General features: G+C 69.0%; 27 protein-coding genes. 11 read left to right on the top strand and 16 right to left on the bottom strand.

The features are described from left to right. The first annotated feature begins 63 nt into the window (after positions 1-63). Entirely contained in the window at positions 64-2,139 is a 2,076-nt protein-coding gene (locus H8F24_RS07785) for a lytic transglycosylase domain-containing protein (protein WP_231598178.1), read from the top strand. Here the strand turns inward: H8F24_RS07785 and H8F24_RS07780 are convergent. Further along, the gene (locus H8F24_RS07780; RefSeq protein ID WP_197157302.1) at positions 2,084-2,578 is read right to left on the bottom strand and encodes a hypothetical protein; all 495 of its coding nucleotides are present in this window, start codon (positions 2,576-2,578) and stop codon (positions 2,084-2,086) included. The two genes, H8F24_RS07785 and H8F24_RS07780, sit on opposite strands and share 56 nt — an antisense overlap. Positions 2,579-2,591: 13 nt before the next feature. Further along, positions 2,592-3,005 (bottom strand): NIL domain-containing protein, encoded by a 414-nt coding sequence (locus H8F24_RS07775; RefSeq protein WP_197157304.1) that lies wholly within the window; start codon positions 3,003-3,005, stop codon positions 2,592-2,594. 91 nt (positions 3,006-3,096) lie between these two features. On the opposite strand from H8F24_RS07775, the gene H8F24_RS07770 reads away from it, so the two are divergent. Both H8F24_RS07770 and thyX read left to right on the top strand, forming a co-directional pair. Then, complete coding sequence (locus H8F24_RS07770; protein ID WP_197157306.1) at positions 3,097-3,660, top strand: thioredoxin domain-containing protein; 564 nt, start codon at positions 3,097-3,099, stop codon at positions 3,658-3,660. 34 nt (positions 3,661-3,694) lie between these two features. Beyond that, positions 3,695-4,420, top strand: a complete 726-nt coding sequence (gene thyX, locus H8F24_RS07765; RefSeq protein ID WP_197171651.1) for an FAD-dependent thymidylate synthase — start codon at positions 3,695-3,697, stop codon at positions 4,418-4,420. A gap of 79 nt (positions 4,421-4,499) precedes the next feature. Here the strand turns inward: thyX and H8F24_RS07760 are convergent, their stop codons facing one another. The 3 genes from H8F24_RS07760 to H8F24_RS07750 form a co-directional block, all read right to left on the bottom strand. Then, on the bottom strand, positions 4,500-4,646 hold the full coding sequence (locus H8F24_RS07760; protein ID WP_197171650.1) for a hypothetical protein: 147 nt from the start codon (positions 4,644-4,646) through the stop codon (positions 4,500-4,502). Between the two features lie 348 nt (positions 4,647-4,994). Beyond that, positions 4,995-5,588: a dCTP deaminase gene (gene dcd, locus H8F24_RS07755; protein ID WP_197171648.1), complete on the bottom strand. Its 594-nt coding sequence runs from the start codon at positions 5,586-5,588 to the stop codon at positions 4,995-4,997. Continuing rightward, the gene (locus H8F24_RS07750) at positions 5,588-6,229 is read right to left on the bottom strand and encodes a cob(I)yrinic acid a,c-diamide adenosyltransferase (RefSeq protein ID WP_197171646.1); all 642 of its coding nucleotides are present in this window, start codon (positions 6,227-6,229) and stop codon (positions 5,588-5,590) included. Before H8F24_RS07750 ends, dcd begins: the two co-directional genes overlap by 1 nt. A gap of 328 nt (positions 6,230-6,557) precedes the next feature. Between H8F24_RS07750 and ntcA the strand changes: the two genes are divergently transcribed. Then, the gene (gene ntcA, locus H8F24_RS07745; RefSeq protein WP_197157314.1) at positions 6,558-7,292 is read left to right on the top strand and encodes a global nitrogen regulator NtcA; all 735 of its coding nucleotides are present in this window, start codon (positions 6,558-6,560) and stop codon (positions 7,290-7,292) included. Positions 7,293-7,312: 20 nt separating this feature from the next. On the opposite strand, the gene H8F24_RS07740 is transcribed toward ntcA, so the two are convergent. Further along, positions 7,313-8,143 (bottom strand): sulfotransferase, encoded by an 831-nt coding sequence (locus tag H8F24_RS07740; protein ID WP_197171644.1) that lies wholly within the window; start codon positions 8,141-8,143, stop codon positions 7,313-7,315. Positions 8,144-8,354: 211 nt separating this feature from the next. Between H8F24_RS07740 and H8F24_RS07735 the strand changes: the two genes are divergently transcribed. Beyond that, positions 8,355-9,590 carry a DUF3084 domain-containing protein gene (locus H8F24_RS07735; RefSeq protein WP_197157318.1) on the top strand — a complete coding sequence of 412 codons (1,236 nt, stop codon included), beginning with the start codon at positions 8,355-8,357 and terminating at the stop codon, positions 9,588-9,590. A 10-nt stretch (positions 9,591-9,600) separates the two neighbouring features. Continuing rightward, positions 9,601-10,068, top strand: coding sequence for a resolvase (locus tag H8F24_RS07730; protein ID WP_231598177.1), 468 nt, complete (start codon positions 9,601-9,603; stop codon positions 10,066-10,068). A 52-nt stretch (positions 10,069-10,120) separates the two neighbouring features. Here the strand turns inward: H8F24_RS07730 and H8F24_RS07725 are convergent, their stop codons facing one another. The 4 genes from H8F24_RS07725 to psbH form a co-directional block, all read right to left on the bottom strand. Continuing rightward, entirely contained in the window at positions 10,121-10,378 is a 258-nt protein-coding gene (locus H8F24_RS07725) for a DUF3146 family protein (protein WP_197157320.1), read from the bottom strand. Positions 10,379-10,445: 67 nt separating this feature from the next. Next, a complete protein-coding gene (gene pth, locus H8F24_RS07720) occupies positions 10,446-11,108 on the bottom strand; it encodes an aminoacyl-tRNA hydrolase (protein WP_370594817.1) in 663 nt (220 codons plus the stop codon). Positions 11,109-11,228: 120 nt separating this feature from the next. Then, positions 11,229-11,525: a TatA/E family twin arginine-targeting protein translocase gene (locus tag H8F24_RS07715; protein WP_197157322.1), complete on the bottom strand. Its 297-nt coding sequence runs from the start codon at positions 11,523-11,525 to the stop codon at positions 11,229-11,231. Positions 11,526-11,550: 25 nt separating this feature from the next. Continuing rightward, positions 11,551-11,751, bottom strand: coding sequence for a photosystem II reaction center phosphoprotein PsbH (gene psbH, locus H8F24_RS07710; RefSeq protein ID WP_197157324.1), 201 nt, complete (start codon positions 11,749-11,751; stop codon positions 11,551-11,553). Between the two features lie 85 nt (positions 11,752-11,836). Between psbH and psbN the strand changes: the two genes are divergently transcribed. Continuing rightward, positions 11,837-11,980, top strand: coding sequence for a photosystem II reaction center protein PsbN (gene psbN / locus H8F24_RS07705; RefSeq protein WP_197157326.1), 144 nt, complete (start codon positions 11,837-11,839; stop codon positions 11,978-11,980). Between the two features lie 67 nt (positions 11,981-12,047). Here the strand turns inward: psbN and H8F24_RS07700 are convergent, their stop codons facing one another. Further along, positions 12,048-15,218 (bottom strand): alpha-mannosidase, encoded by a 3,171-nt coding sequence (locus H8F24_RS07700; protein WP_197171642.1) that lies wholly within the window; start codon positions 15,216-15,218, stop codon positions 12,048-12,050. 124 nt (positions 15,219-15,342) lie between these two features. On the opposite strand from H8F24_RS07700, the gene H8F24_RS07695 reads away from it, so the two are divergent. The 3 genes from H8F24_RS07695 (at position 15,343) to H8F24_RS07685 (ending at position 19,690) form a co-directional block, all read left to right on the top strand. After that, positions 15,343-15,462 (top strand): photosystem II reaction center protein I, encoded by a 120-nt coding sequence (locus H8F24_RS07695; RefSeq protein ID WP_006172424.1) that lies wholly within the window; start codon positions 15,343-15,345, stop codon positions 15,460-15,462. A gap of 104 nt (positions 15,463-15,566) precedes the next feature. After that, positions 15,567-18,704 carry a DUF3769 domain-containing protein gene (locus H8F24_RS07690; RefSeq protein WP_231598176.1) on the top strand — a complete coding sequence of 1,046 codons (3,138 nt, stop codon included), beginning with the start codon at positions 15,567-15,569 and terminating at the stop codon, positions 18,702-18,704. Positions 18,705-18,757: 53 nt separating this feature from the next. Next, positions 18,758-19,690, top strand: coding sequence for a J domain-containing protein (locus H8F24_RS07685; protein WP_197157330.1), 933 nt, complete (start codon positions 18,758-18,760; stop codon positions 19,688-19,690). An 82-nt stretch (positions 19,691-19,772) separates the two neighbouring features. Here the strand turns inward: H8F24_RS07685 and H8F24_RS07680 are convergent, their stop codons facing one another. The 3 genes from H8F24_RS07680 to H8F24_RS07670 all read right to left on the bottom strand — a co-directional run bounded on the left by H8F24_RS07680 (position 19,773) and on the right by H8F24_RS07670 (position 22,951). Further along, positions 19,773-20,432, bottom strand: a complete 660-nt coding sequence (locus tag H8F24_RS07680; RefSeq protein WP_197171640.1) for a 3-isopropylmalate dehydratase small subunit 2 — start codon at positions 20,430-20,432, stop codon at positions 19,773-19,775. Between the two features lie 182 nt (positions 20,433-20,614). After that, positions 20,615-22,072 (bottom strand): 3-isopropylmalate dehydratase large subunit, encoded by a 1,458-nt coding sequence (leuC, locus tag H8F24_RS07675; RefSeq protein ID WP_197157334.1) that lies wholly within the window; start codon positions 22,070-22,072, stop codon positions 20,615-20,617. A gap of 51 nt (positions 22,073-22,123) precedes the next feature. After that, positions 22,124-22,951: a trimeric intracellular cation channel family protein gene (locus H8F24_RS07670; protein ID WP_197157336.1), complete on the bottom strand. Its 828-nt coding sequence runs from the start codon at positions 22,949-22,951 to the stop codon at positions 22,124-22,126. 88 nt (positions 22,952-23,039) lie between these two features. Between H8F24_RS07670 and H8F24_RS07665 the strand changes: the two genes are divergently transcribed. Then, complete coding sequence (locus H8F24_RS07665; protein ID WP_197157338.1) at positions 23,040-23,630, top strand: antibiotic biosynthesis monooxygenase; 591 nt, start codon at positions 23,040-23,042, stop codon at positions 23,628-23,630. Here the strand turns inward: H8F24_RS07665 and H8F24_RS07660 are convergent. Both H8F24_RS07660 and H8F24_RS07655 read right to left on the bottom strand, forming a co-directional pair. Next, a complete protein-coding gene (locus H8F24_RS07660; protein ID WP_197171638.1) occupies positions 23,548-24,855 on the bottom strand; it encodes a competence/damage-inducible protein A in 1,308 nt (435 codons plus the stop codon). The two genes, H8F24_RS07665 and H8F24_RS07660, sit on opposite strands and share 83 nt — an antisense overlap. Further along, positions 24,842-25,984, bottom strand: a complete 1,143-nt coding sequence (locus tag H8F24_RS07655; protein ID WP_197157342.1) for an MraY family glycosyltransferase — start codon at positions 25,982-25,984, stop codon at positions 24,842-24,844. The genes H8F24_RS07660 and H8F24_RS07655 overlap by 14 nt, the downstream gene beginning before the upstream one ends. Between the last annotated feature and the right edge of the window lie 33 nt (positions 25,985-26,017).

Genomic DNA, 26,017 nt, shown 5'->3' with positions numbered 1-26,017 from the left:
GACCGAGCCGGCGGCACCGGCGGCGGAGGGATCCCCAGAATGCCGGCAGCTGGCCCGCACGCCGTGCCCCGTTTCCCCCTGCTGATCGCGGCGACCACCCTGGGGACCGGCGCGGCGCTCCTCGGTGGCGGCGCCCTGCTGCAGTGGCTGCGCCCACCCCTGACTCCCGCCGTCTCCAGTGCTGCACTGACCAGGGCGGCGCGCTGGGACCCGGATCCCTGGCGGCGGCGGGAGGCGGCGCTCCTGCTGCACGCCCGCCTGGGCGAGGAGCCACGCCAACGGAGGCAGCTCCTGCGCCACCAGGGCTGGGGAGCCGATCCCCTCGCCGCCGTGGTGCTCAAACAGGACGCCCTGGCCGCGGAAGCCCTGGGCGACAGCAACGCCGCCACCCAGCTCTGGCAGCAACAACTGCGCCGCTTCCCCGGCGCCCCGAGCAGTGCCGATGCCCTCTACGCCCTCGGAAGGGAACAGCCGATCCAGCGGCAACGGCTGCGGCAGCGCTTCCCCGCCCATCCAGCGGCCCTGGCCGCCGCCCTTGAGGCCGGCGATCAGGGCCAGGCCCTGCTGGATGGCGCCAGCCATCTGGCCCGCTGGGGAGCCCGCTGGCCCGGCGCGATCGGGCCGATCCGCGCGGCCTGTGCCCTCAAGAATCCAGCACCGAACGCGGGTCAACGGGATCAGCTGGCCGGCGGCCTCGCCCAGTTGGGCGACGGCCAGGCCGCCCTGGCCTGCCTGAGGGGTGGCCGCGGCTCCAACGCCACCGAGCTGAGCCTGGCCCAGGCCCTGCTGCGGGGCACTGCCACCGACAACGCCCTGGGCCAGGGGCGCCTGCTGGAGCTGGTCCGCCGCGCCCCGCAGGCCCCCGAGGCCGATGAAGCCGTGCGGCTGCTGGTCCTGCAGCCGCAGACCGACGCGTTGCTGGCGCAACTGCCACCCCGCTGGCGCTCCAGTGCGCCGGTGCAGGCTCACGCGGTCCTGGCAGGCGGAGGCCGTGGCGCCCAGGCGGTGCTGCGGCGCTGGCCCACGGATCGGGCCAGCTGGGATCTGCAGTGGGAGCTGGCCCGCTCCGCCCTCCTGGCAGGGCGATGGGCCGACGCCAGCCAGCTGCTGAGCACGATCACCCCGGAAACCCTGCCGGCACCGCTGGCGGCCCGGGCCAGCTTCTGGCTGGGCTACGCCCAGGTCCGCCAGGGGGACCGCCAGGCGGGGCTCATCCGCTGGCAGGAGCTGCGCCGGCAGTGGCCCGGGGGCTACTACGCCTGGCGGGCCGCCGCCCAGCTGGGAGATCCCGCCGCCGACACCCTGCTGGACGCACAGGCCACCCCCCTGCCCAACCCCGGCGAACCTGCCGCCAGCGGCGAGCCCTGGTGGCCCCTGCGGAGCGGTGATCCCGGGCTCGATACCCTCTGGCGCCTCGATCAACGGCTCGAGGCCTGGGAGCAATGGCGCCAGCGCCGTGGCAACGTGCCGCCCGGCGACAGCGCCACCCTGCTGGTGGAGGGGCGGCTGCGCCAGGGTGTCGGCGACGACTGGACAGGCCTCGGGCAGCTGGAGCTGGCCTCCCTGCGGCTCGCCCCGGATCCCTGCGGGCTGCAGCCCCTGCTGGAGCGCAGCCTCCACCCCAAGCGCTTCCTGCCGGAATTTCAGATGGCGGCAGCCCCCGTAGGGCTGCCCGTGAGCCTGCTGCTGGCGGTGGCCAAGCAGGAATCACGTTTCACCCCATCCGTGCACTCTCCCGCTGACGCCGTGGGGCTGCTGCAACTGCTGCCCAGTACCGCTTCAGAGCTGGCGGGCCGGCCGATGAGCAGCCGGGAGCTGGAGGATCCCGGCCTCAACACCCGCCTCGGCGCCCTCTATCTGCACCAACTGGCTCGCCAGTGGGATCAGCAGCTCCTGCCGATGATCGCCAGCTACAACGCCGGCCCGGGGGCCGTGACCGGCTGGCTGGCCGACCCGGCTGAACGGCGCCGCCTGCGGGACGAACCGGAACTCTGGGTGGAGGCGATCCCCTATCCGGAAACGCGGCTCTACGTGAAGAAGGTGCTGGGCAACCTCTGGAGTTACAGCCAGGGGACTGCCACGATCAGGCCGAAGCCCCCAACGCCTGGCCGTGGGTGCTCAGCCAGCGTCCTGCCATGAGCCCTCCCAGCACCAGGATGTTGAGCACAAGAACCATGGTGGTGGAGGAGGGCACCACCCGGATCCGCACCAGATCCAGACGGGCCAGCAGCACCGCCGGCGCCAGGATCAGCACGTTGGCCAGGATGTTGAGGTGCAGCAGGTACAGACCAGCCAGGGTGACCAGCAGCAGGCTGACCACCAGGCTCACCACCCGACTGGCGGCCATGAGCTGAGAAAGACGGAACAGGAGGAGATCCGGCATGGTGCAGATCACCACCACCACAACGGCGTGCAGGTACTCCACCAGCAGGATGAAATGGCCGGGGCTTGAAAAGCGCTGGCTCAATTCCGGCAGGGTAAGGGTCCAGTGCATTCCGAGATAGACACTCACCCCGATCAGCAGGAGCACGAGGGGAGCCCGGAACGGCAGGGCGATCAGGCGCAGCACTGAATTCATGGCCGATCCAGGGTCATGGCTGATCCAGCACCAGGGCGATGGCCTCAAGCGGGCAGCTGGGGATGCACTGCTCGCAGACGAGGCAGCGGTCCGCCTCGAAGTTCAGCCTCCAGGCCGGTGCTTCGCAGCGCAGGGCACCACTGGGACAGATGGCGGTGCAGATGCCGCAATCGACGCAACGATCCGCGTCGATCCGAATCTCCCCAGGGGCACGGTTGAGCGCCAGCCCCTGGCTCTCCAGCCAGACCTCAGCAGCCTCCAGTTCGTCGATGTCGCCGGAGAGCTCCACCACCATGGTGCCGCTCTGATTCGGCGCGATCTGGGCCCGCAGAATCTTGGCGGCGATGTCGAAATCCACAGCGAGCCGGTAGGTGATCGGCTGGTGCACCGCTTCCCGCGGGAAATGCAGCGTGAGACGTCGTTTCACGGGGCCGCATCCTTCGGGTCGGACGCTAGCAAGGTCTTCAGGTCAGGGCTGACGCTGAACTGCCAGAGTGCCGGTCGGCTCCCTGCGGCAGATGGCGAACCCAAGCGATCCTTCCCCGCCCTCGATCCCCCTGGGCCGACGCGAGCGTGTGCTGCTGGCGATGATCGCCGCGGCACTGGCGGTGGCGTTGGTGTGGTTACGGGGAGGTCTCCATCCGGAAGCCCCGCTGGAGCAGCTGGCCCGCCGGTCGCTGGATCTGCCGGTGGCCCTGAGCAATGGCCGGCCCAGCCTGGTGGAGTTCTACGCCGACTGGTGCGAGGCCTGCCGATCGATGGCGCCGGCCATGGAGGCGGTGGAGCGGCAGCATCGTGATCGCCTCAACGTGGTGCTGCTCAATGTCGATAATCCGCGCTGGCTGCCGGAGATCGAGCGCTACGAGGTGAATGGCATTCCCCAGCTGGAACTGTTCGACAACAACGGGCAATCCGTGGGCCGCTCCCTCGGAGCCCGCAGCGCCCCTGAGCTCAACGCCCTGGTCGAGGCGTTGATCGATGGCACGCCGCTGCCGCGCCTGGCCGGCGTCGGCGCCGTGAGCACTCTGGCCGACACGGCCCAGGCACCGGCCGTGATGGCGGATCCCCGCAGCCACGGCTGACGCCCTGCCCACCCAAGCACCCACGCCCCTCCCCATGGATCCCCGCTTCCGGGTCGCCCTGATCGCCGCCACTCCCGAGCCGCAGCGGTGCGTCTATGCGGCCATGCATCAGGACTACAGCGAGGGCTTCGTCGCCGCCGACCCCGGCAGCTGGCCCGAGGAGGCCAAGGCCGGGGAGATCTGCATCAAGCGTCTGCTGGCAGGTGAGCGCGGCCACTTCGGACCACTGGAGCATGCGCAGATTGTTCTCAATGTGGGCTGGTTCCCCCACTCGGTGATGCAGCAGGCCCGCACGCATCGGGTGGGTGTGAGCTTCGATGTGCAATCGATGCGTTACACGGGCGAACGCATCTGCCGCGCCGCCGATGGGGCGATGGAGCTGGAGGAGGTGTTCTACCTGCGGCCGGTGGGCTCTTACAGCGACCGTCAGGGCAAGCGCTACCTCTACAGCGAGGAGCAGCGGGCGATCGATCTGCAGCTCTGCCAACAGGCCGCTGAGCGCTACCGCGACCTGCTGGCGGCTGGCTTTGCCGAAGAGCATGCCCGCGGCATCCTGCCATTCGATTACCGCCAGCACTTTGTGGTGAGCTTTTCGCTGCGGGCCTTCCTCCACTTTCTCGATCTGCGGGCCAAGCTCGATGCCCAACAGGAAATCCGCGCCCTCTGCGATCTGATGTGGCCCCACCTGGAGCGATGGGCACCTGAATTTGCTGACTGGTACGCGAAAAGCCGGCTGCACAAGGCCCGTCTTGCCCCCTGAGCAGCGATCCTTCGCCAAACTTGAAGTTGCCTGATCGCCTCTCTACCTGGCAGCTCCCGTGTTCCCTCCCGTCCGCGACTCACTGCTCCTGACCCTGCTCGGGATGGCTGTGGCCACAGGCGGGCTGGCCGGATCGGCAGGCCATGCCCAGATGCTTCTGGATGCGGCAGGGGCCGGATCGGTCCAAGGCATTCTGCAGCAGCAGGGTGGGGCAGGCTATGGCCAAGTCCTGGACAAGATTCGCCAGCGCCTCTCCAACGAGTCCGGGGCAACACTCAGAAATCCACAGAGTGCCGCGGGCTCAGGGAGCAGCAGCACCCCCCCGGTCGACACCTCCGGGGCGGCAGTGGCAGCACCCACCACAGGCTCAGATCCAGTGTTCTGGATCAACGACCAGCCCGTCCTCCTGTGCAGCAGCGGTTTTCCCTGCCTGGGCGCTATTCAGCGAGCCATGGGGTTGAACGGACGCTCACGGAACAGAGCATGGCGCCATTGATCCTCATGGCCTGGCAGGCCATGAGGACCGCAGAGCAGCAGGATGACGGGCTCTTCATTGCCCGGGCTACCAGTCGGTTCAGACCCTGGCCAGGGTGACCCGCTCGGGCTGATCCTGATACTTTCCGGCACGATCCTGGTAGGTGGTGTCGCAGGGATCGCCTTCGAAGAACAGCAGTTGACAGATACCTTCGTTGGCATAGATGCGGCAATCTGCGCCGGAAGAATTGCTGAATTCAAGCGTGAGATGGCCCTCCCACCCCGCTTCAGCGGGTGTGGTGTTGACGATGATGCCAAGCCGGGCGTAAGTGCTCTTTCCCAGGCAAATTACCGTGATGTTGGGCGGCACCCTCAGCTTCTCCATCGCAACGCCAAGGCCATAGGAATGGGCCGGCAGAATGAAAAAGGCGCCATCGATGTCCTCATGCAGGGGGGCCGGCTCCAGATTGGCTGGATTGAACCGCTTCGGGTTCATTACCGTGCCGGGGACATGGCGAAAGATCAGAAACTCCTGCGACGACAGACGCAGGTCGTAGCCATAGGAGGAACAACCAAAGCTGAGCACCGGTGCGCTGGAGGTCTCGGGTTCGAGATGCCTCACCAGATGGTCTTCAAAGGGATGGATCATGCCGGCATCGGCCCGCTCCTTGATCCAGCGGTCGTTCTTGAGCATCAGCCGCGGCGCAGTTGGGTGACCTGATCGGCCATGGCCATCAGAGCGGCGGGCATCGCCGGGCCCGTCAGGATGACATCCAGCTGAGCCGGCCGCTGTTCCAGCACCTCGGTGACATCCAGAAGAGACAGATAACCCAGCTCGATCGCCAGCCCCAGTTCATCAAGCACCATCAGATCCACGGCGCCCGCCAGCAGCTGCTGGCGGCTGAAATCCCACACCTCCCGGACAGCCGCCAGGGCAAGGTCCTGCTCGGCTTCAGCCTGCAGGGGCGCCGCAAGGCAGGCGGGCACCGCCGGCCGCAGCCACTGCAGGCGGCCGCAAAGCCAGAGACTGCGGCCCAGCCCCTGATCCACGCCACCTTTGAGAAACTGACTCACCAGGACGCGACTGCCCAGACCCGCCGTGCGCAGGGCCTGGCTGAACACGGCGCCGAAGCTGCCGCGGAAAGGGGCTGTGTGCACCTGAAGCAGCCCTTCGGCCTGGGGCACGGGCCGAAGGGGCACTACAGCGCGAGTCGCTGGGCGGACAGGGTCAGTTCGCTGCTCAGGCCGGGCCTCCAGCCGCTGACCCCGGACAGAGATGTCACCCCGCTGGGAGGGGCGATGGCTGCCCTGGGGGCTGGCAAGACTGGCGGTCATGGACATCCCGGAGGGCGATGGGGCCGGGCGAGCGGATCATTCCGGCCGACCTGGACAGGGACCGAAGCGATGGGATCGGACGCTGCGCTGGAACCTGAATGTAGCGGCATCTGCGCCCTGGACAAGCCACACACACCATCCCTGGTGGGAACAGACGGTTTCGCGGAAACGGCGGCACAGGCTGCGACAGGCGTCAACAGCCGCACAGGCCCAGAGCGCCAGGGGCTGGCGAGCGGGAGCGGAAGCGGAGGCCCTGACAGCAACCGTGTTGGTTGCTACAAGAAAGAGCAGGGTCGCTCCGTAGCTTCCCAGTTCCTGCCCCGCCGTCATGGTCGGCGCTACTCGCGGCTTCAGCCGTTACGCCCCCCCTCCCCCCAGCGGCTCCGCTGGCACCGGGTCGGGTGTGTCCGGCGGAGCCGGAGCCACCCTTCTCGAAGTGATGCGCGGTCTCGGCGGCAGCAGCGTCGAGACCGTGGAGCGTGGCAAAACCATTTTCTTTCCCGGAGATCCGGCCGAACGGGTCTATCTGCTGCGTCGCGGCGCCGTGCGGTTATCGCGGGTCTACGAATCCGGTGAAGAAATCACCGTGGCACTGCTGCGGGAAAACAGTCTGTTCGGTGTGCTGTCGCTGCTCACCGGGCAGCGATCCGATCGCTTTTATCACGCCATCGCCTTCACCCGCGTGGAGATGGTGACCGCTCCCGCCACCTCGGTCCGCCAGGCCATTGAGCGCGATGCCAGCGTCGGGCTATTGCTGCTGCAGGGCTTGTCCTCCCGCATCCTGCAGACCGAAACCATGATCGAAACCCTCACCCACCGGGACATGTCCTCCCGGCTGGTGAGCTTTCTGCTTGTGCTCTGCCGCGATTTCGGTGTGCCCAGTCAGGAGGGGATCACGATCGACCTGCGCCTCTCCCACCAGGCGATCGCCGAGGCGATCGGCTCCACCCGGGTGACGATCACGAGGCTGCTGGGCGACCTGCGCAACGACGGGCTGGTGCAGGTGGATCGCAAGAAGATCACGGTCTTCGACCCGATCGCCCTGGCCAAACGCTTCAGCTGACCGCCTCCACTCCAACCAGGTCAGCTGAGCAGATTGCGGTAGCGATCCAGCCAGCCCTGCGGCACGGCACCGAAACGCTCTGCCAGACGCTCCACCATCGGTAGATAGTCGCGCGCCATCTCCCGCTGAAAGCCCAGGGGGGGTTCCCGGCCGCCGGCGGCCACGTTGACGGCCGGCGGCAGACGCAGTCGCTCGTTCAAAGGGGGCGCGGCCAGAAAGTCGAACAGGTCGTCGGCGAAGGCTGCAGGATCACTGATGAGCTGTTCGAAAAAGCAGCAGTGCAACTGAGCGGGCTGGAACACCGCCTCGACGGTCTCGATGGTGCGGAGGTAGTTGGAACGGCTCACGGCGCCGGGCATGCGGGCCTGCTCCAGCAGAGCGGCAATGTCGGCCTCACCGTCGAACTGGCCCTTGCGGACCCGGTTGCGGATCGCCGACCAGACCCTCAGCACGGGATCGCGCATCACGAACACCAGCCTCAGCTCCGGTGCCAGACGCTGCATCCGCTCCCACACCGGCCGCTCCAGGGTGGCGTAGGCGGGGGTGATCTCGCCGACCCGCTTGCCCTGGCGACGTCCCTGACCAAACAGGCGGCAATACCAGGCATCACTGCGCGGCAGGAACCAGTAGCGGCCGAACCAGCGGGGATCGCGGGCGAAACGCTTCAGGTCCCAGAACCTGGCGCGTCGCCGCTCATCGGCGTCGAACACGCCGAAGCGGATCTGGGGCTTGTCAAAGTAGTGGAGCTCCTTGACCGGCGTGAGCCACAGATCCGGATGCTGGCTGAGAACCCTGTGCAGCCAGGTGGTGCCGGAACGCTGGGCCCCGATCACCATGAAGTCCGGAACCATCGCGGTGCAAGCCGGGCGGGCCAGACATTAAACGACCCAGAAGCACCGACCGGACCACAGACACCGGAACAGGCCAAGGATCAGACCCGGCGGGACGCCTCCCCAGACTGTCCGCACCGTGTCGGACGACGGGGTCTGTGCTGCAGGATGCAGCCTTCGGATCCCCCGGATCCGAAGGCTGACAGCGGAACGACGGCGTGGTGAGGCAGCGATGACGGGTTGGTTGTTGATCCTGGTCCTGCTGGTGCTGGGCGGCGTGCTCTCCACCCTCGGTGATCGGCTCGGCAGCCGCGTGGGCAAGGCGCGCCTCAGCCTGTTCAACCTGCGACCGCGCCGCACCGCCGTGCTGATCACGGTGCTCACCGGATCGCTGATCAGTGCCATGTCCCTGGGCCTGATGCTTCTGGTGAGCCAAAGGTTGCGGGTGGGCCTGTTCGAACTGGACCAGCTGGAGCAGAGGCTGCAGCAGAGCCGCGACGATCTGGCACGCAGCCGCCGCGACCTGGTCGGTGCCCAGGCCGCCAGCGCCACCGCCCAGCAGGCCAGCCGCCGAGCCCAGGCGGCCACCAAGCGGGTGGAAGGGGAGCGAAAACGGGCCCAGGCCCAGCGGGATGAAGCGGAGAAGCGGCTGCAACAACTGCGGCGCGAACTGCTGCCCCTGCAGCAGCAGCGTGCCCGGCTGGAGGCCGAGCGCGATCGCCTCAGCCGCGATGTGGCTAACCGGGACCAGGAGATCCGCCGCACCGAAACCGAGTTGGCGGCGGTGCAGGAGCAGATCAAGGAAGGGGAGAAGGAACTCCAGGGCCTTGAAACCAAGATCATCGCCCTGCGCCGCGGCGATGTGGTGATCAGCAGCGGCCAGCCCCTGGCCACCGCCAAGGTGACTCTGGAGCGACCGGAACAGGCCCGGGACGTGATCAACACCTTGCTGCAGCAGGCCAACCGGCTCGCGTTCCAGCGGGTGCTGCCGGGGGAGCCGCCGGACCGCCAGATCCTTCTGGTGCCAAGGAACGACATCGCCAAACTGGAGACTCTGCTGGCCCGCCCCGGCTCCTGGGTGGTGAGCCTGCTCTCGGCCGCCAACGTGCTGCGCGGTGAGCAGCAGGTGCTGGCCTTTCCAGACCTGCGGCCGAACCGCCCCGTGGCGCGGGCGGGCGACGTGCTGGCCACCACCAGCCTCGAACCGGAGGTGCACAGCCCCCAGCAGGTCAACAGCCGGCTGAACCTGCTGCTCGCTGCCGCCTACGCCAAGGTGCAGCGCCAGGGTTCGATCACCGATGGCCTGCAGTTCGACGCGGCCCTGCTCAACCAGCTGGCCCGCTCCCTGAGCGAGCGACCGGAAGATCAGGCGGCCCAGCTGGAAGCCGTGGCCGTGCAGGATGCCGACACTCCCGATCCGATCGTGGTGGAGCTCCGCTGGATCCGGCCACGCAACGGACGCCCCTGAACGCCGTGCCATGGCCACCCACGCCTCACCCGAGCCGAGTGATCGAATCCCTCACGGCGATGCACCGCAGCAGCGAGCCGGACTGGCGGGGTTGGATCCGGGCCGCAGCAAGTGCGGCCTGGTGTGCACCGATGCCACGGGGCAGCGGATTGTGGCGGCGGCTGTGCTGACCCCGGAAGCGACCTGGCACCAACTGAACAGCTGGTGCGCCGAGGGGCTGGTGGCTGAGATCGTGCTGGGCAACGGCACCGGCTGCCGGCACTGGCAGACAAGACTCGCGACGATCGCTGCTGTGCATGTGGTGGAGGAGCATGGCAGCACCCTGGCGGCGCGGCAGCGTTTCTGGGAGCTGTTCCCGCCTCGGGGCTGGCGGCGCTGCCTGCCCCGAGGGCTGCGGCAGCCGCCCCGCGACTGGGATGATGTGGTGGCGCAGTTGCTGCTCGAACGGTTCCTGGGTCGAACCCTGCCGCGCTCCTGATCCAGAAGGGGAGGTCCGGCTCCGCGCTGAGCCCGGGATGCCCAGCCCGATTTCAGAGACTGGCGCGCACGGTGAAGGCGTAGTCGCCGCCGGCCTCGAGCTGGTAATCGGCCTGGAGCAGAAAGCGCAGCAGAGCGTCCTGGATCAGGGCGCGGCCCAGGGAGGGCTCCACGTTGAGTTCACCACGATCGAAGGCCCAGCAGAAGGTCCACTGGAACCCGCCGGCGGACACCTCACCCTCCAGCACCCGCTGGCTGAAACTCTGGCGCAGGACCCGCAGCTGGGCGGTGGTGGCGGGCAGGCGGCTCACGAGGGATACATCACGGCGAAGGGCTCACGACAGGCAGATCAAGGCTGACAAAAGCCCATGGCAGACATCAGGCTGCCGCAGCCTGAAGCGAAAAACTGTTCAGGCGGTTGCCGGCCCGCTCGATCCCGAGCCGGCGGATCAGGTCGATGCCGGCCACCACCTCATCGAGCACTGCGGCCAGGCCAGGCTGCTCGTCCGCCGAGAAGCGCCCCAGCACGTGGGACACCGTGCGGGCCCGGCGCTCGACGGGATGCTCCGCTGGAGCGCCGATGCCGATGCGCAGCCGCGGAAACTCCTGAGCGCCGAGGTGCTGGATCGTGCTGCGCAGGCCGTTGTGTCCACCGGCGCTTCCGCTGGCACGCAGGCGCAGACGACCGAAGGGCAGATCCATGTCGTCCACCACCACCAGCATCTGGGAGGGTTTCAGGTCGAACCAGTCGAGGGCTGCACGAATCGAGCGTCCACTGTCGTTCATGAAGGTCTGCGGCATCAGCAGCCGCAGGCGCCGATCGCCATGGCCCACCTCCGCCAGCAAGCCGTGAAGCTTGGCCTGCTGGCGAAACCCGACGCCCTCCTGGCGTGCCAGGCGTTCGAGGGCCATAAAGCCCACGTTGTGACGCGTGTCGACGTATTTGGAACCCGGATTTCCCAAGCCGACCAGCAGCCGCAGGTCCACTCCAGGCAGCGTGGTCTCGGTGGTCACCGGAGGCGTTGGACTCACGGATTGCAGGGAAACATCCCCCGAAAAGGTCTGCCCGAGGCTACGGCGCGGGGGATGGGCAACACCGCTCAGCCCCTCGAGAAGACAGCACAACCTTTCGAAAGGCTTGTGACAAGGAGTGGCAAGGCTTCAGGCCATTGGCGTGGCTGACTCCCCACTGGCCATGGCAGACCCAACCTCTCCACTGGCCGTTGCAGGCGCAGACCCCTCAGGAAGCGCCGGTGACGCCGGGGTCGCAGACGGCTCCGGCTCGGTGGTGATCGCGGAGCGGAACTCCTTCTCAAACTCCTGGGAGGCCGACTGAAAACCCTTGAGCGTCCGACCCAGGGTTTTGCCCAGTTCAGGCAGCCGCTTGGGCCCGAACACCAGCAGGCCAATAGCGGCGATCACCGCCAGTTCGGGCAAGCCGATACCGAAGAAATTCATGCAGGAAATGCGGCTGGGTCAGGAATCAGCCGACGCCGTTCCAGTTGACGGTGATGCCCTCGAGCAGGAGCGACTTGTTGTAGAGCTGCAGGATCACGAGGAGGAAGACCAGGAAGAGGAGCATGAACACCCCCATCACCGGGGTGGTGCCCCAGCCGGGAACGACCTTGCCGTATTCGGAATTCAGGGGTCGCAGCAGATTTCCGAGGGGGGTGCGTTGGGCCATGGAGCTCAGTCCTCTCGATCAAGGAATCGTGACGGGTACTCTAAAGGTCACACCAGGGCCGCCTGCGACAGCTTTCGAGACTCGTATGGAATCCACAGGTTCGCCCGCCCTCTCCATTGCCCTCACCGTGCTGGCAGTGTTACTGGCCCTCACAGGCTTCGGCGTCTACCAGGCCTTCGGGCCGCCCTCGAAGCAACTCACCGATCCCTTCGACGATCACGAGGACTGAACACCGGTTCCCGGAATCGTCACCGGTGTCGCCAGTGCAGTTCTCAGCTCAGCGCCAACCCTGACCTTCAGGCCCGCCGGCGGATTCGCCAGAAGCCGAACTCCCAGGGCCCCAGCACCGCTGCCTGCACCCAAGCTCCCGTTTCCTGCGGCAGCGGCTGAAACAGACCGTCGCCCCGCTCCAGCAGCTGCCAGTCGGGCCCGACATCGAGCCAGCGCCGGCAAGGGCCCAGGTTCTGCACTGTGAGGCGCACCACGCCGAGCTCCGGATCGGGCGCCAAGGCAATCATCTGCAGATCTTCGGCCAGGGCGGGAAAACCGGGTGGCGGATTGGGGGCTCCGGCCGTAGCCGTGGGGCGCCCCCAGAGGGGCTCGCGCAGCCGCAGGGCCTCCGCCGGCACTCCTCCGCGGCGCCAGCCTCCGGCGCAGGGCATCAGCGCCAGCTGCTGGCGTTGCCAGCCGTTGTCGGCGGATGGATCGGGCCATGTGGGGCCCCGCAGCAACGACACCCCCAGCGCCTGCTGGCTGGCCGATACCCCCTGAGGTCCATCGAGGAGCACCGCCATCCCAGGCTCGCCCCCCCCAGCAGCCGAGGCACCGATCGCCGCCAGCCAGCCGATCGCCGCCACTTCCCAGCGGCTGCGCTCGCGGTTGGTCTGGGGCTCGGCTGGACGCTCGATCACGCCGCCGCTGGTGTCGGTGGCCCAGCGAACGGCAGGCCAGGCCAGCGGCACCTCGAGTCGCAGCAGTTCATGGCGCTGGCGCCAGTTCACCGCGAGGCTGAGCTCCAGCCAGGGGCTGCCAGCGCGCAGGCGCCCATCGAGCCGCAGTGGGCTGGTACCGCAGCGGCCCCGCCAGCGGAACGCCGCGCAGAGGGGCCCCCGCTCCAGCCACTGCGGCGGCCCGTCCCAGATCCAGGGCAGGGGATGGTCGCGGTAGTCGGCCGCCAGATCCCAGGCATCCCAGAACTCACCGCGATCGGCATAGCGCCGCCAGGCCAGCGGCGCAGCGAGCTGGGCCGCGCCGCTGGCATCCCAGAGCTGCTCCACACCCGCGGGCCCGACCGCCACACTCAGGAGTCCATTGGAAAGCCGCCAGCGGTCGCTCCCCCGTTCCGGATCGGGCTCCAGCCGTACAGGATCCCGCAGGGCTAGCGCCTCGACACCGGAGGCGACAGGGCGCGGGGCGGGGTCCGGTCCGACCGTGCTTCGCCCCGGTGGCCTTCGCCACAGGGGCAGGGCCGTCACACCTGCCGGAACGGGCAGCTGCACCCACACCCCACCGGACGCGGCCGGCTGGCTGGTGATGGGCTGATCGCCTGCGGGCCCCGGCAGGCTCCACTGGCCCGCAGGCAACCGCACGGTGCAAGAGGCCGCAGCCAGGGGCTGGAGCTGGGCGATCCACCACCTCTGGTCATTCTTCTGTTCGGCCGTGTGGTCGGACGCCTGGTCGTCCCTCTGGCCGGCCGCCGCCGAATCTTGACTCGTTGCTCCAGTGGCCGAGCCAACCGACCCAGCCTCCCCCGCCACTGCAGCCCCCAGCCAGCGCCCCAGAGCCTGATCCCGCTGCCGGCGCGCCCTGCGGCGGGCGCGGCGCCACTGGGGCTCCGCCTGCTCGAACACCTCCGGGATCGAGCTGCCGGGAAGGATGTCGTGAAATTGCTGAAACAGCAGGTCGCGCCAGTCCGGCAGGTCCGTTTCGGCCCCCGCCAGCTGGCTTCGTTCGGTCTGAACTCCGTCTGCCTTGCCACCCTGCAGCAGCGCCTGGGCCAGCTCCGCCTCCCGCAGCAGGCGCTCCAGACTGCGGTTGTGGCGCTTCTGGTCTGGCCGGCTGGTGGGGCAGCCACGGTGCAGCTCCAGGTAGAGCTCGTCGCGCCACACCGGCAGCGTCGGCGCCAACGGCGCCAGATCCGCCAGGTACTGGCGCAGGCTGCCGTGGCGCTGGGGCGCCGCCTCGGGCTGGGCTTGCCAGAGGGCCAGCTGCTCGAGCATCTCGGCGGTGGGGCCGCCGCCGTGGTCACCCACCCCCGGCAGCCACAGGGCGGTCGCGTGGCCACTGGCCTGCTGCCACTCCAGCCGGTAGCGCTCCATCGCCTCCGGATCGCCATCGGTGCCGATCGGCGCCGTCATCAGCGCCAGGACCTCACCACTGCCGCGGCTGCGCCAGCGGAACAGTCGGTGGGGGAAGGGAGTGGAGGCATTCCAGGCGAGCTTGTGGGTGCAGAACCAGCGCACTCCGGTGGCGGCCGCCACCGCCGGCAGACCGGCCCCGAAGCCGAAGCTGTCCGGCAACCAGGAGAGGCTGTGCTCCCACTCGGGGAACGCGGCCTGGCTGTAGTGCTGCCCCTCCTGGAACTGGCGCAGCAGGGAGGCCGTGCTCACCAGCACGCAATCGGTCTCGACCCAGGGACCGTTGAGCGGCTCCCAGCGACCGGCCCGCATGGCGGCGCGGATGCGCTCGAACAGGGCCGGACGGTGCCGCTCCAACCAGGCGTAGAGCGCCGGGGTGGAATGGCCGAAATGCAGCTGCGGGAAGCGCTGCATCAGATCCAGGGCCGAGGCGAAGGTGCGCTCGGCCGCCTGCCAGGTGTCCGCCACGGGCCACAGCCAGGCCAGGTCGAGGTGGGCATGGCCGAGCACATGAAACCCCGGCTGGCCTGGCTCCAGGGAGACTGGGGCGGCAAGCGGCAGGGTCCGCCCCTGGCGCAGCTTCACCAGAGCGGCGGCCGTCTCGGCAAGCAGCCCCTGGGGATCGGCCGGGTCGGTCGGTTCGAGTTCAAGGCGGCTGTGCATCAGGGCGCCGTCGTCGTGGAGGGGGCTGCGCAGCCGCAACTCCAGCTCCAGCGGCTCGCCCTGCCACCAGGAGCGCGGCAGAAGCCAGCGACAGGCGGTGTCGAACAGATCACCGCGGTGCCGGCATGTGCCGTTCACCCACAGCTCGGCGCGATCGGCCCACCAGCGCAGCACCAGACGGGCCTCCGCCGCCCCAGCCAGGTCAACCCAGGCGGAAGGACAGCTCAGGCGCAGCCGCAGCCGCCACCACTGCTGGCCCCGCGGCCAGACGATCAGGCCGCGGGCTGTCCAGTCGGGCCGGGCCTGCGGCGCCCACGGGTGGGCCAGGGCCGGAGCTTCCGAGCCATCGGGCCAGGGGCAGAGCCAGAGGGGCTGAAGCTCCAGGCGCGAACATGACTGAAACGTTTCAATCCGGGGGGATTCCTGTTGCTCAGGGCCCTCGGGCATTTTGGATGGCCGGCCAGGACCCATAGGATGATGCGGCTGCCGCAGGGCCTGCGAGGCACCTCCCGGAGCCTGTCACTCCCTGTCACCCGTTGTCTCCCTCGCCCCTGCCCCAGCAGGTCAGACCATGCTCGCCCTCAAGATCTCGGTTTACTCCGTCGTTTTCTTCTTCATCGGGATCTTCGTGTTCGGTTTCCTGGCGAGCGATCCCAGCCGTACCCCCAGCCGCAAGGACCTCGAGGATTGACCCGAGCCCTGGGGCCGCTCCTCCTGCCGTGACACCAACCGGCCGCCGCGAAGCCTGAGCGGCCAGTCTCCCGTGTCAGGATCTGCCCCGTTTCGCATCACCCAGTGGCGCCCACCCCCCGGCCAGTGCAATGGGCCCGTGGCGCCAGCGGTGCGGTGGTTCTGTGGCTGAGTGCCGGCCTGCCCGCCGCCCTGGCCGCTGAACCAGCAGCGAGCCCGCGGCTGCCCGCCGAGCCTCTGGCACTTCCGGCCGCACCGGTTGGGCAGTCCTCCGAACCATCCACCACCGGCCTGCCTGGCGATCCCGAAGAGTCCTCTGCCGCACGGGATCCTGCCGCCTCCCTGGCTCCCGCCGCCCAGGCAATCGGTGCGCCTCCCGACGCGGCCGCCCCCAGACCCGCTCGCATCGACGGCCCCGCCGGTGCCGAACAGGAGCCTCCCCTCGAGCTGCAGGTAAGCGCCAATGAACAGGGTTACGACTCCCGTCTGAACCGCTTCGTGGCGATCGGCAACGCCAGCGCCCTGATCGCCGGAGGACGGGTGCTCGCCGATCGGATCGAATACGACATCGACGGCCGCACTCTCTACGCGATCGGCAGCGTTCGCTTCCAGCGAGGACAGCAGTATCTGCAGGCCAGCCGGCTGCGATACAACCTGCTGGAGCTGGTCGGCGATCTGGAGGACGTCTACGGCGTTCTCGATCTCGACAGCACCCAGCAGGATCTCGACCTGGAAACGGCGCCGGCTGCACCCTTGCCACCGCCGGAGCCGGTGAGCTGCACGCCCCAGATGCCGCCGCTGCCGGACTGGCATCCCTACCCCTGGGCCGTGACCGCCTGGGGCGGCCAGATGGTGGATGCCAACTTCGGCGACACCTTTGTCTTTCAGGGCAACTGGCGGCCCGAGTACCTGATGGGCCTGGGGCTGCAGCGGCGCCTCCTGGATGGCGGCCCGCTGGCCCTCGAGCTGGACACCAACCTGATGGGCCACCGCGCCGCCCAGCAGCCCGGCGGCGGCTTCAACCAGGCCGTGCCCTTCGCCGATACGCCCTCCCAGAGCTTCGGCGAGATCACAGCCGGCATCGGCCTGCGCTTCTGGCTGCGGCCCTGGCTGAACCTCTACTTCGTGGAAGGGGTGAGCTTCAACACCAGCGTCAGCAACTACGAGAAGACCTTCCGCGAGAACTTCGCCCAGTTCCTCAACTACCTCGCCTTCGAGGCAGAGGCCCTCGTCCATCCCCAATGGTCGGTGGTGGGGCGGATCCATCACCGCTCCGGCGCCTACGGCACCTACAGCGGCGTCAAGGAGGGCAGCAACGCCTACCTGCTGGGCTTCCGCTATCGCTTCGGCCAGCGGGATCCCTCCCGCCAGTTCGCCCGGCTGGATGTGCCGATGCCGCCCTCCCTGGGCTGCCCGGGCAGCGCTCCACCCACTGGCGATCAATCGCCCAGCCTGGCCGAAAGCCTGGAAGACGTGGCCATGGGCCCCACCCAGGTCAAGGATGTGGGCACCAGCGAGCCCGAAGGCCCTCCCTCCACGCCTGTGCGCCGAAAGGCGCCGGCCAATGTCTGGCAGGAGGCACGGCAACGGGAGGCAGAGCGGCGCCAGGTGATCGCCGGGATCGATCAGCGCGTCAGCGAGGTGCAGTTCCAGCAGAGCTTCACGGCGCAGCGGCGCCGCTCCTTCGGCGACACCGACAGCGAGGGCACGACCCAGCTGAGCAACGACTTCGGCGCCGTCCGTCCTCCGCAGCTTCAGGATCTCAACGCACGCAGCAACCGCCAGCTGGTGACCGGCACGATCACGCGCTGGCGCTTCCAGGCCAAGCAGGTGCGCCTGGCCCCCGGCGAACTGCGGGCCGACCGGGCCTCCTTCACCAACGACCCCTACACGCCGGCCCAGAACTGGCTGGATTCCGAGCAGGTGGTGGCCACGCTGCAGCCGAACGGCGACACCCTGATCCGCGCGGGCCGCAACCGGCTGATCCTGGAAGACCGGCTGCCGATCCCGGTGACCCGCGAGACCCGGATCCAGAAGCAGGAGGAGGTGCAGAACCGCTGGGTACTCGGCAACGACGGCGAGGATCGCGACGGCTTCTTCATCGGCTACAAGATCCGGCCGCTGGAGATCGGCACGGACACCACCCTGACACTTCAGCCCCAGTTCCTGGTGCAGCGGGCGATCGAAGGCCGCACCGACAGCTATCCCCTGCCCGGTGAGCCAGCCGGCGCCTCCCCCCAGGAGCAGGGGATCACCGGCGCCGACATGTTCGGCCTCGAGGCCCAGCTCGAAAGCAAGCTGCTCGGCTTCGGGGTGAACGCCAACCTCGACATGTCCACCTTCAACCCGGAGAACATCCCCGACGGCACCCGCAGCTGGGGGGACCTGAGCCGCAAGCTTGACCTGCCGCTGGTGGGGAAAGGAACCCTGCGGCTGTTCGGCGCCTACCGCTACCGCGTCTGGAACGGCTCCCTCGGCGAGCAGGACATCTACAGCGCCTACGGCATCTCCCTGGAGGACAAGGGCAAGCTGCCCGCCTGGGGACAGTTGAGCGGCAACTACTTCTGGCGCTTCGGCGTGGGCCGCTACCAGGCCAATGCCTTCCAGAGCAGCAACCTGCTGGATCTCTGGCGCGGCAACGCCATCGTGGCCATCAACGCCAGCCTGCCCCTCTGGACCGGCCAGGCCCTTCCGCCCGGCCCGCTGGAGGGTCAGGCCAACCCCTACTCCGCCACGCCCGTGGTGCCGGGCGTGCGGCTGAACGCCAACCTGACGGGCACGGTGGCCTACTTCGGCGACGGCACCAACCAGAACACCCTGTCCCTCTCCGGCGGCCCCACGTTCACCCTGGGGCACTTCAGCAAGCCCTTCCTCGATTACACCGTGTTCTCGATCACCGGCGGCGGCACCCTGCGGGAGGGGGTGAGCCCCCTGAGCTTCGATCGGGCCGTGGACCTGGGCACCCTGGGCGTGGGCCTCACCCAGCAGCTGGTGGGTCCGCTGGTGCTCAGTGGCGGCATCGGCCTCAACGTGGACCCAAACTCCGAGTTCTACGGCGATGTCACCGGTTCCTACGTGGAACTGCGCTGGCAGCGGCGGGCCTATGAGATCGGCGTGTTCTACAGCCCCTACGAACAGCTGGGCGGCATCCGGGTGAAGCTGAACGACTTCAATTTCAAGGGCCCCGGCACACCCTTCGTGCCCTTCCATCCAGCCCAGGCCATTCCGCGCAGACCCTTCTGAGCCCGTCCGCACTGCTCGAATCCCGTCTGCACCGCCCCCACGAACCCTGACCCATGGGCTTCGATCCACGCAGCTGGGCCCGCACACCATCTCCGGGCCGTCAGGTCACCTGCAATATCGACTCCCTGCTGGCCGAGAACGAGGCCCTGCGGCAGGAGGTGCTGCAGCTACGCCAGCAGCTCGCCCAGCTCCAGACCCGGGGATTCCGCTCCGGCGTGAAGCCATCCCGCCCGGAGGAGACCACCGGCCCATCACCCCGCATCACGGTGGAGCAGGTGCGGCGCTGGGGCGAGGCCATGGCAGACCATCCCCGCTGGAGCGCGCTGCGCGTCGGGACCTCTCTGCGCCAGCCCGACACCCTGGTGTTCAGCGGCCTGAGGGGCCTGATCGAGGAGCGTCGCCGCCACGGGCAGGCTCCCCGCGCCGATCTGGAGCAGGAGCTCAATCGCCGCTCGCCAGGGCTCGGCACCGAGCTGCGCCAGGCCCTGCGCGGGCCCCAGAGCAAGGCCCGACTGGCGGTGAAGGCTGCCTTCGCGCTTTACAGCGTGCGCGCGCCGGAGTGGCTCAACGAAGCCCCGATGCGGGTGGTGGACGACCTCCTGGATCGGATCACCAGATTGGAGGCCGCCGCGCGCACAGAGCAGCAAGCGCAGCAGCACACGCAGAGGCAGCGGCAGGAGGACAAACAGGAACAGACGCGAAGGCAGAAACAGAACGCGCGGCAGCAGCAAACGCAGACCAAGCAGAAGCAACAGCGGCACCAGGAAGAGCAGAGACAGACGCACAGGCCACCGGCGGAGAACCGGGTCGGCATGGATCGGCAGAGGGCTGAGGCCCTGGATCTGCTGGGGCTGAGGTGGGGTGCCAGCCGCGAAGCGGTGAAGCAGGCCCACCGCCGGCTCGTGAAGACCCATCACCCCGATCGGGGCGGCAACGCCGCGTCCTTCCAGCGGATTCATGCCGCCTATCAGCTGCTGATCGCCTGAGCTGCTGATCGCCTGAACACCACCGGCCCACTGAGCATCAACGGCTCGGGATGCAGAGACGTCTCGCGGAACCAGGGGCGGCTCAGGCCGCCGAGAAGGACGTGAGATAAGGGAGCCGGGCTGCGGTGGCCCGCAGCTGGTCATCGTGGGCGAGCAGCTGGGAGGTGGCATCCCACTGGCCGCTGAGCAGCATGCGGCGGGGTCCATCGGCCAGGGTGAGGGGCCAGGAAGCGCCTTCCGAGATCACCGCAGCGGAGTCGGCAGCTGCGTTCAGGCTGACCCTCAGGGTGTCGAGGTCCACCACGACGCTCGCGGCTGGATCGGCCTCGATCGCGGCCTGCAGAGCCAGGGCATCGGCGTGGCTGACGCTGAGGCAGGGAATCCCCAGGGCCAGGCAGTTGCCGTAGAAGATTTCGGCGAAGCTCTCACCGATCACGGCCCGGATCCCCCAGCGCATCAGCGACTGGGGAGCATGTTCACGGCTGGAGCCACAACCGAAGTTGCGGTTCACCACCAGCACCGTGGCCCCCTGGTGCTCGGGGCGATCGAAGGGATGGGCACCCTTGAGCTCGGCGCGGTCGTCCGCGAAGGCCTGCTCCCCCAGGCCCTCGAAGGTGACGCACTTGAGGAAGCGGGCCGGGATGATCCGGTCGGTGTCGATGTCGTCGCCGCGCACCGCCACGGCGGTGCCGACCACCGAGGCGATCGCTCCGAAGGGGAAGGGGGCACTGATGCTGGTCATGGCGGCAGGCGAAGCGAGCGAAAGCGGAACAGGACGGAACAAGGGTGCCCGCCAGAGGCCTGGGGACAGGGGAAGGCGGAACGGTGCGGCGCAGGGGCAGCGGCAGGGACAGGAGAACGGCCAGCGGCAGCAGGGGAGGCGGCTGGAGCGGGCCGGCGCGGCAGCACTCCGGCCGGATCACCTCAGCCCGCGGCCGCCGGAACCGGTGCCCGATCCGGCGCCTTGGTGCCGGCCGTGTCCAGCAGGGTGCGCACATCGCTCACCTGGCCGCTGATGGCGGCAGCGGCCACCATCGCCGGGCTCATCAGCAGGGTGCGCCCGGAGGCCGAGCCCTGGCGCCCCTTGAAGTTGCGGTTACTGGAGCTGGCGCTGATCTGGCGGCCCTCCAGCCGGTCGGGGTTCATGGCCAGGCACATCGAGCAGCCGGGCTCGCGCCACTCGAAGCCAGCCTCGCGGAACACCCGATCGAGGCCCTCGGCCTCGGCTGCGGCGGCCACCTGCTCGGAGCCGGGCACCACGAAGGCCTTGATGCCGGGGGCCACGTGGCGTCCCTTCGCCACCGCGGCGGCAGCCTGCAGATCACTGAGACGACCGTTGGTGCAGCTGCCGATGAAGCACACATCCACCGGCAGGCCCGCGATCGGGGCGCCGGGGGTAAGGTCCATGTAGCGATAGGCCTCCTGCGCCAGGGGGCGTTCGTCGGGTTCGGTCTGCTCCAGGGTGGGCACCGCTTCATCCACGCCGATGCCCTGGCCCGGCGTGATCCCCCAGGTGACCGTGGGGGCGATGCTGGTGGCATCGAAGCGCACCTCGTCGTCGAAGACGGCATCAGGGCCGCTGGCCAGGGAGCTCCACCAGGCCACGGCCCGATCCCAGGCCTCGCCGCTCGGGGCGCAGGGACGGCCCTGGAGGTAGGCGAAGGTGGTGGCGTCGGGGTTGACGTAGCCGCAGCGGGCACCGCCCTCGATCGCCATGTTGCAGAGGGTCATGCGCTCCTCCATCGAGAGCGCCGCGATCGCCGGACCGGCGAATTCATAGGCGTAGCCCACGCCGCCCTTGACGCCGAGGCTGCGGATGATGTGGAGCACCAGATCCTTGGCATACACACCGTTCTGCAGGGCTCCGTCCACCCAGATCCGGCGCACCTTGAGCTTGCCCATCGCCAGGCTCTGGCTGGCCAGCACATCGCGCACCTGGCTGGTGCCGATCCCGAAGGCGATCGCCCCGAAGGCGCCGTGGGTGGAGGTGTGGGAGTCGCCGCAGGCGACGGTCATGCCGGGCTGGGTGAGACCCAGCTCCGGAGCGATCACGTGCACGATCCCCTGGCGGCCGCTGCCGAGGCCGTGCAGGGTGATGCCGTGCTCGGCGCAGTTGCGCTCGAGCGTGGCGAGCATCTCCTCGGCCAGCGGATCGGCGAAGGGCCGCGCCTGGGAGGTGGTGGGCACGATGTGATCCACCGTGGCAACGGTGCGCTCCGGATGGCGCACGCCCAGACCGAGATCCCGCAAGGCGGCGAAGGCCTGCGGGCTGGTCACCTCATGAATCAGATGCAGACCGATGAACAGCTGGGTGGAACCACCGGGCAGCTCGGCGACCTGGTGCAGGGTCCAGACCTTGTCGTAGAGGGTGCCGGCGCTCAAGGGTGTGCCTGTTTCCATCGAAAGTCCAGCCTAAGACGGGCGGGTGCGAGATCAGCGGGCCGGCCCCAGGCGCCAGGAACGCCAGCCGAAGCGCACCACCAGCAACCGCAACAGGAACACCAGCCACCAGGTGCATCCCATCGCCGCGGTGATCGGCCAGGTGAGCGGCTCGAAGCGGCCGGCGAAGGACCAGAGCAGGATCAGCACAAGGCTGCCGAGGATCGCCAGCTCTTCGTAGGGCTCACCCTGGAAGCTGCGCGGTTCGCGGCCACTCACCACATCCATGATCACCCCGCCGCCAGAACAGGTGAGGGCCGCCGACAGGGGCAGCCACCACCAGTCGAGCTGGGCCAGCAATGCCACCCGGGTGCCGATCACGGCAAAGGTGGCCAGGCCGATGCTGTCGCACACCGTGAAGACCGCACCCCAGACCGGCGACGCCAGCCGGCTGGGGCTGATCAGGTTGGACAGAACGGTGCCCAGCAGCAGCACCATCAGCACGATCACGAGATAGACGGGCTCACGGAAGAGACCCAGCGGCAGGCGATCACCGCCGATCAGCAGATCCCGGATCACGCCACCGCCCACGGCCGGCAGGAGCGTGAGCACAAAGGTGCCCCAGAGGTCGTAGCGACGTTGCAGTGCCCGCAGAAAACCGGCGAGGGCAAAGGCAGCGGTGCCGATCAGATCGAAATGCCGGTAGCGGCGGACCTGGGCCAGCCGCTGGATGTGGCTGCGGCCCTCCGGCCCGAGCGGCACCTGGGCCTCACCCTGCAGCGTCAGCAGAATCAGCGCCACCAGCAGCAGCAACAGCAGCAGCAGGGCCCAGGGGGCCCATCCATGCCGCCAGCGGACCCAGCGCGGCGAAGGACTGTCCATCAACGCTCCAAGGGCTCGCAGAGCAGTTGCGGCCCAGTCTGTCGCGGTACGGTGCCGCCATTCAACTGGTCATCGGAGCCGCCTGCCGGTGCAGCCGCAGGACCCCATCACCACCGTGATCGCCCAGCGGGTGCGGCCCGGTCGGGAGAACGACTACGAGGCCTGGATCAGCGGGATCATCCGCGAGAGCAGCGCCTGGACTGGCCACATGGGAACCCACGTCATCCGGCCCCAGCCCGGGGTGCGGCCGGAGTACGTGGTGATCTTCCGCTTCGACACCGACGACCACTTCCGCGCCTGGATGACCTCCGAGGCGCGCCGGCGCTGGATCGAGCGGGCCGAGCCGCTGGTGGCGAGCGATCCCCAGGTCCGACACATCTCGGGGCTGGAGGCCTGGTTCTCGCTGCCGGGGGAGGTGCTGCCACCACCGTCGCGCCACAAGATGGCCCTGGTCACCTGGGTGGCCGTGTACACCTTGATCCGCCTGCTGAGCCAGGTGCTGGCCCCGCTGCTCCATCCCCTGCCGGCCTGGCTGGCCCTGCTGATCACCAGCGGCCTCACCGTGCTGCTGCTCACCTACGGCGTCATGCCCCGGCTCACGCGCCTGCTGAAGCGCTGGCTCTATCCCCGGGCAGCTCCAGCCGCAGCCGCAGACGATTCAGGGCCTCGCCGGCGGTGAGCGCCTGGATCCAGCCGCGGCCGCGGCTGGCGCCGAACCGCACCCCCTCGCTGCTGCTGCCATCCGGTCCGGCCACGGCGATGTGGACCAGGCCCACGGGCTTGTCGACGCTGCCGCCGCCCGGACCGGCGATGCCGCTCACGGCAATGGCCCAGGTGGCCCCGGTGATGCGGCGCACCCCCTCGGCCATGGCGATCGCCACCGGATCGCTCACCGCCCCATCACCCTCCAGCGTGGCGGCGGGCACCGTGAGCAGGTCCTGCTTGACGCGATTGGCGTAGGCGATCACCCCACCCAGGAAGGCCTCAGACGCCCCCGGCACCGCCGCCAGGGCCGCGCCGATCCCGCCGCCTGTACAGGATTCAGCCACGGCCAGGGTCTCGCCGCGGCTGCGGAGCAGAGCCAGCACCACCGAGGCGAGGCTGTCGCTGTCGGCGCCATAGCACAGGGTGCTGGTGCGTTGACGCAACTCCGCCTCCACCGGCGCCAGCAGGGCTTCGGCTTCGCTGGCCGTGGCAGCGCAGGCCGTGATCCGCAGCTTCACCTCACCGGTGCCGGCGTAGGGGGCCACCGTGGGGTTCTCCAGGGCCAGCAGGTCGTGCACCTGCTCGGCCAGCGTGGATTCACCGATCCCCCAGAAGCGCAGCAGCCGGCTGGCGAACACCCCGGCGGCCAGGCCCTCCTGCCGCAACCAGGGAACGGCGGTCTGCTGCCACATCGCGTGGAGCTCGCTTGGCACACCCGGGAAGGTGAGCAGCGTGAAACCCGGCTGTACGGGGAACGGCAGCCCGGCCGGATCGGGGGTCCAGATCATCCCCGGCGCAGTGCCGGTGGGATTGGGCAGCACAGCTGCCCCCTCGGGCAGCAGGGCCTGGCGTCGCAGGCTGTCCGACAGGGGCCGACCACGGGCGGCCACTTTGGCCTGGATGTCATCCCAGACCTCGGGATGCTCCATCAGCGGTGCTCCGAAGGCGGCGGCGATCGCGGCGGTGGTGAGGTCGTCGGGGGTGGGACCGAGACCTCCGGTGGTGATCAACAACCGGCAGCGACCCGCCGCCTCCTGCACGGCAGCGATCAGGCGCTCGCTGTTGTCACCCACCACCCCCTGGCGGAAGTGGGGGATTCCCAGGCCGGCCAGGGCTTCGGCCAGCCAGCGGGCATTGCCGTTGGTGATGTTGCCGAGCAGCAGCTCGGTCCCGACGCAGAGAACCTCAGCGCTGGCCATGGGAAGGACGTTCGGGGAGAGAGGAGGGCTCGCCCGGCTCCGCCCCATCCCACGGTTCCTCCTGCAGGCGGCGGCTGGCCACCACCACCCCGATCAGGATCGCGGTGGCCAGGGCCAGCCAGAGGAAGCGCAGTTCGGCATTGGCCAGCACCAGGGCCAGGGAAGCCAGCCACTGGGTGAACGCATAGATCAGCACCACGGTGCGGCGATGGCTGAAGCCGGCCCTGAGCAGGCGGTGGTGCAGATGGCGACGATCGGGATAGAAGGGCGAATGCCCCTCGCTCAGGCGTCCCATGATCACGGCCGACATGTCGGCCAGCGGCAGGGACAGGATCAGCAGAGGCAGCAGCAGGCTGACGCTGGTGAGGCCCTTGGCCGGGCCCACGATGCTGATCGCCGCCAGGGCGAAACCGAGGAAGTAGGAGCCGCCATCGCCCATGAAGATGCGGGCGGGGTTGAAGTTGTGGCGCAGAAAGCCCAGGCAGGCCCCCGCCAGGGCCGCAGCCAGCAGGCCCGCCGCCGGCTGATGCAGGCTGAAGCTGACCGAGAGCAGGCCCACGGCGGCGATGCCACTCACCCCGGCGGCCAGGCCGTCGAGGCCATCCAGCCAGTTGATCGCATTGGTGATCCCCACCAGCCAGATCACGGTGGCCAAAAGGCTCAGCGGTTCGGGCAGCACCAGCACCGGCGCCAGGGCATCGCCGAAGGAAAAGGGCAGCTCGATCGTGCCGATCCGCACCCCTTCACCCCAGACCACCGTGGCCACGGCCACCTGACCGACCAGACGCGGCAGGGGCGGCAGAGCGAAGAGATCGTCCGCCAGGCCGATCACGAAGAAGCAGAGCGAGCCGGCCAGGGTGGTCCAGATCGCCGTGTCCTTGCTGACGGGCAACTCGGCGAAGCCACCGAAGGCCCAGGTGAGCATGAGCCCGAGGCTGAAGCCAGCCACGATGCCGATGCCGCCGAGGCGCACCATCGGCGTGGTGTGCTGCTTGCGGGGATCAGGCTGATCGGTGAGCCCCCAGCGCAGACCCAGACGCCGCACCACCGGCACGATCAGAGCCGTGAGCACCGACGCGGCGAAGAAGGTGAGCAGGGCCGCCGCGTTGGGGCTGTAGGCGAGGGTCACAGCAACGGGGCCGGTGGGGGTGCCAGGAGCGGG

It is taken from the genome of Synechococcus sp. CBW1002 (genome assembly GCF_015840915.1).
Taxonomy (GTDB): Bacteria; Cyanobacteriota; Cyanobacteriia; order PCC-6307; family Cyanobiaceae; genus CBW1002.
Note: the sequence above shows the minus strand (reverse complement) of the source record. Positions and strands in the feature narration are given on the sequence as shown.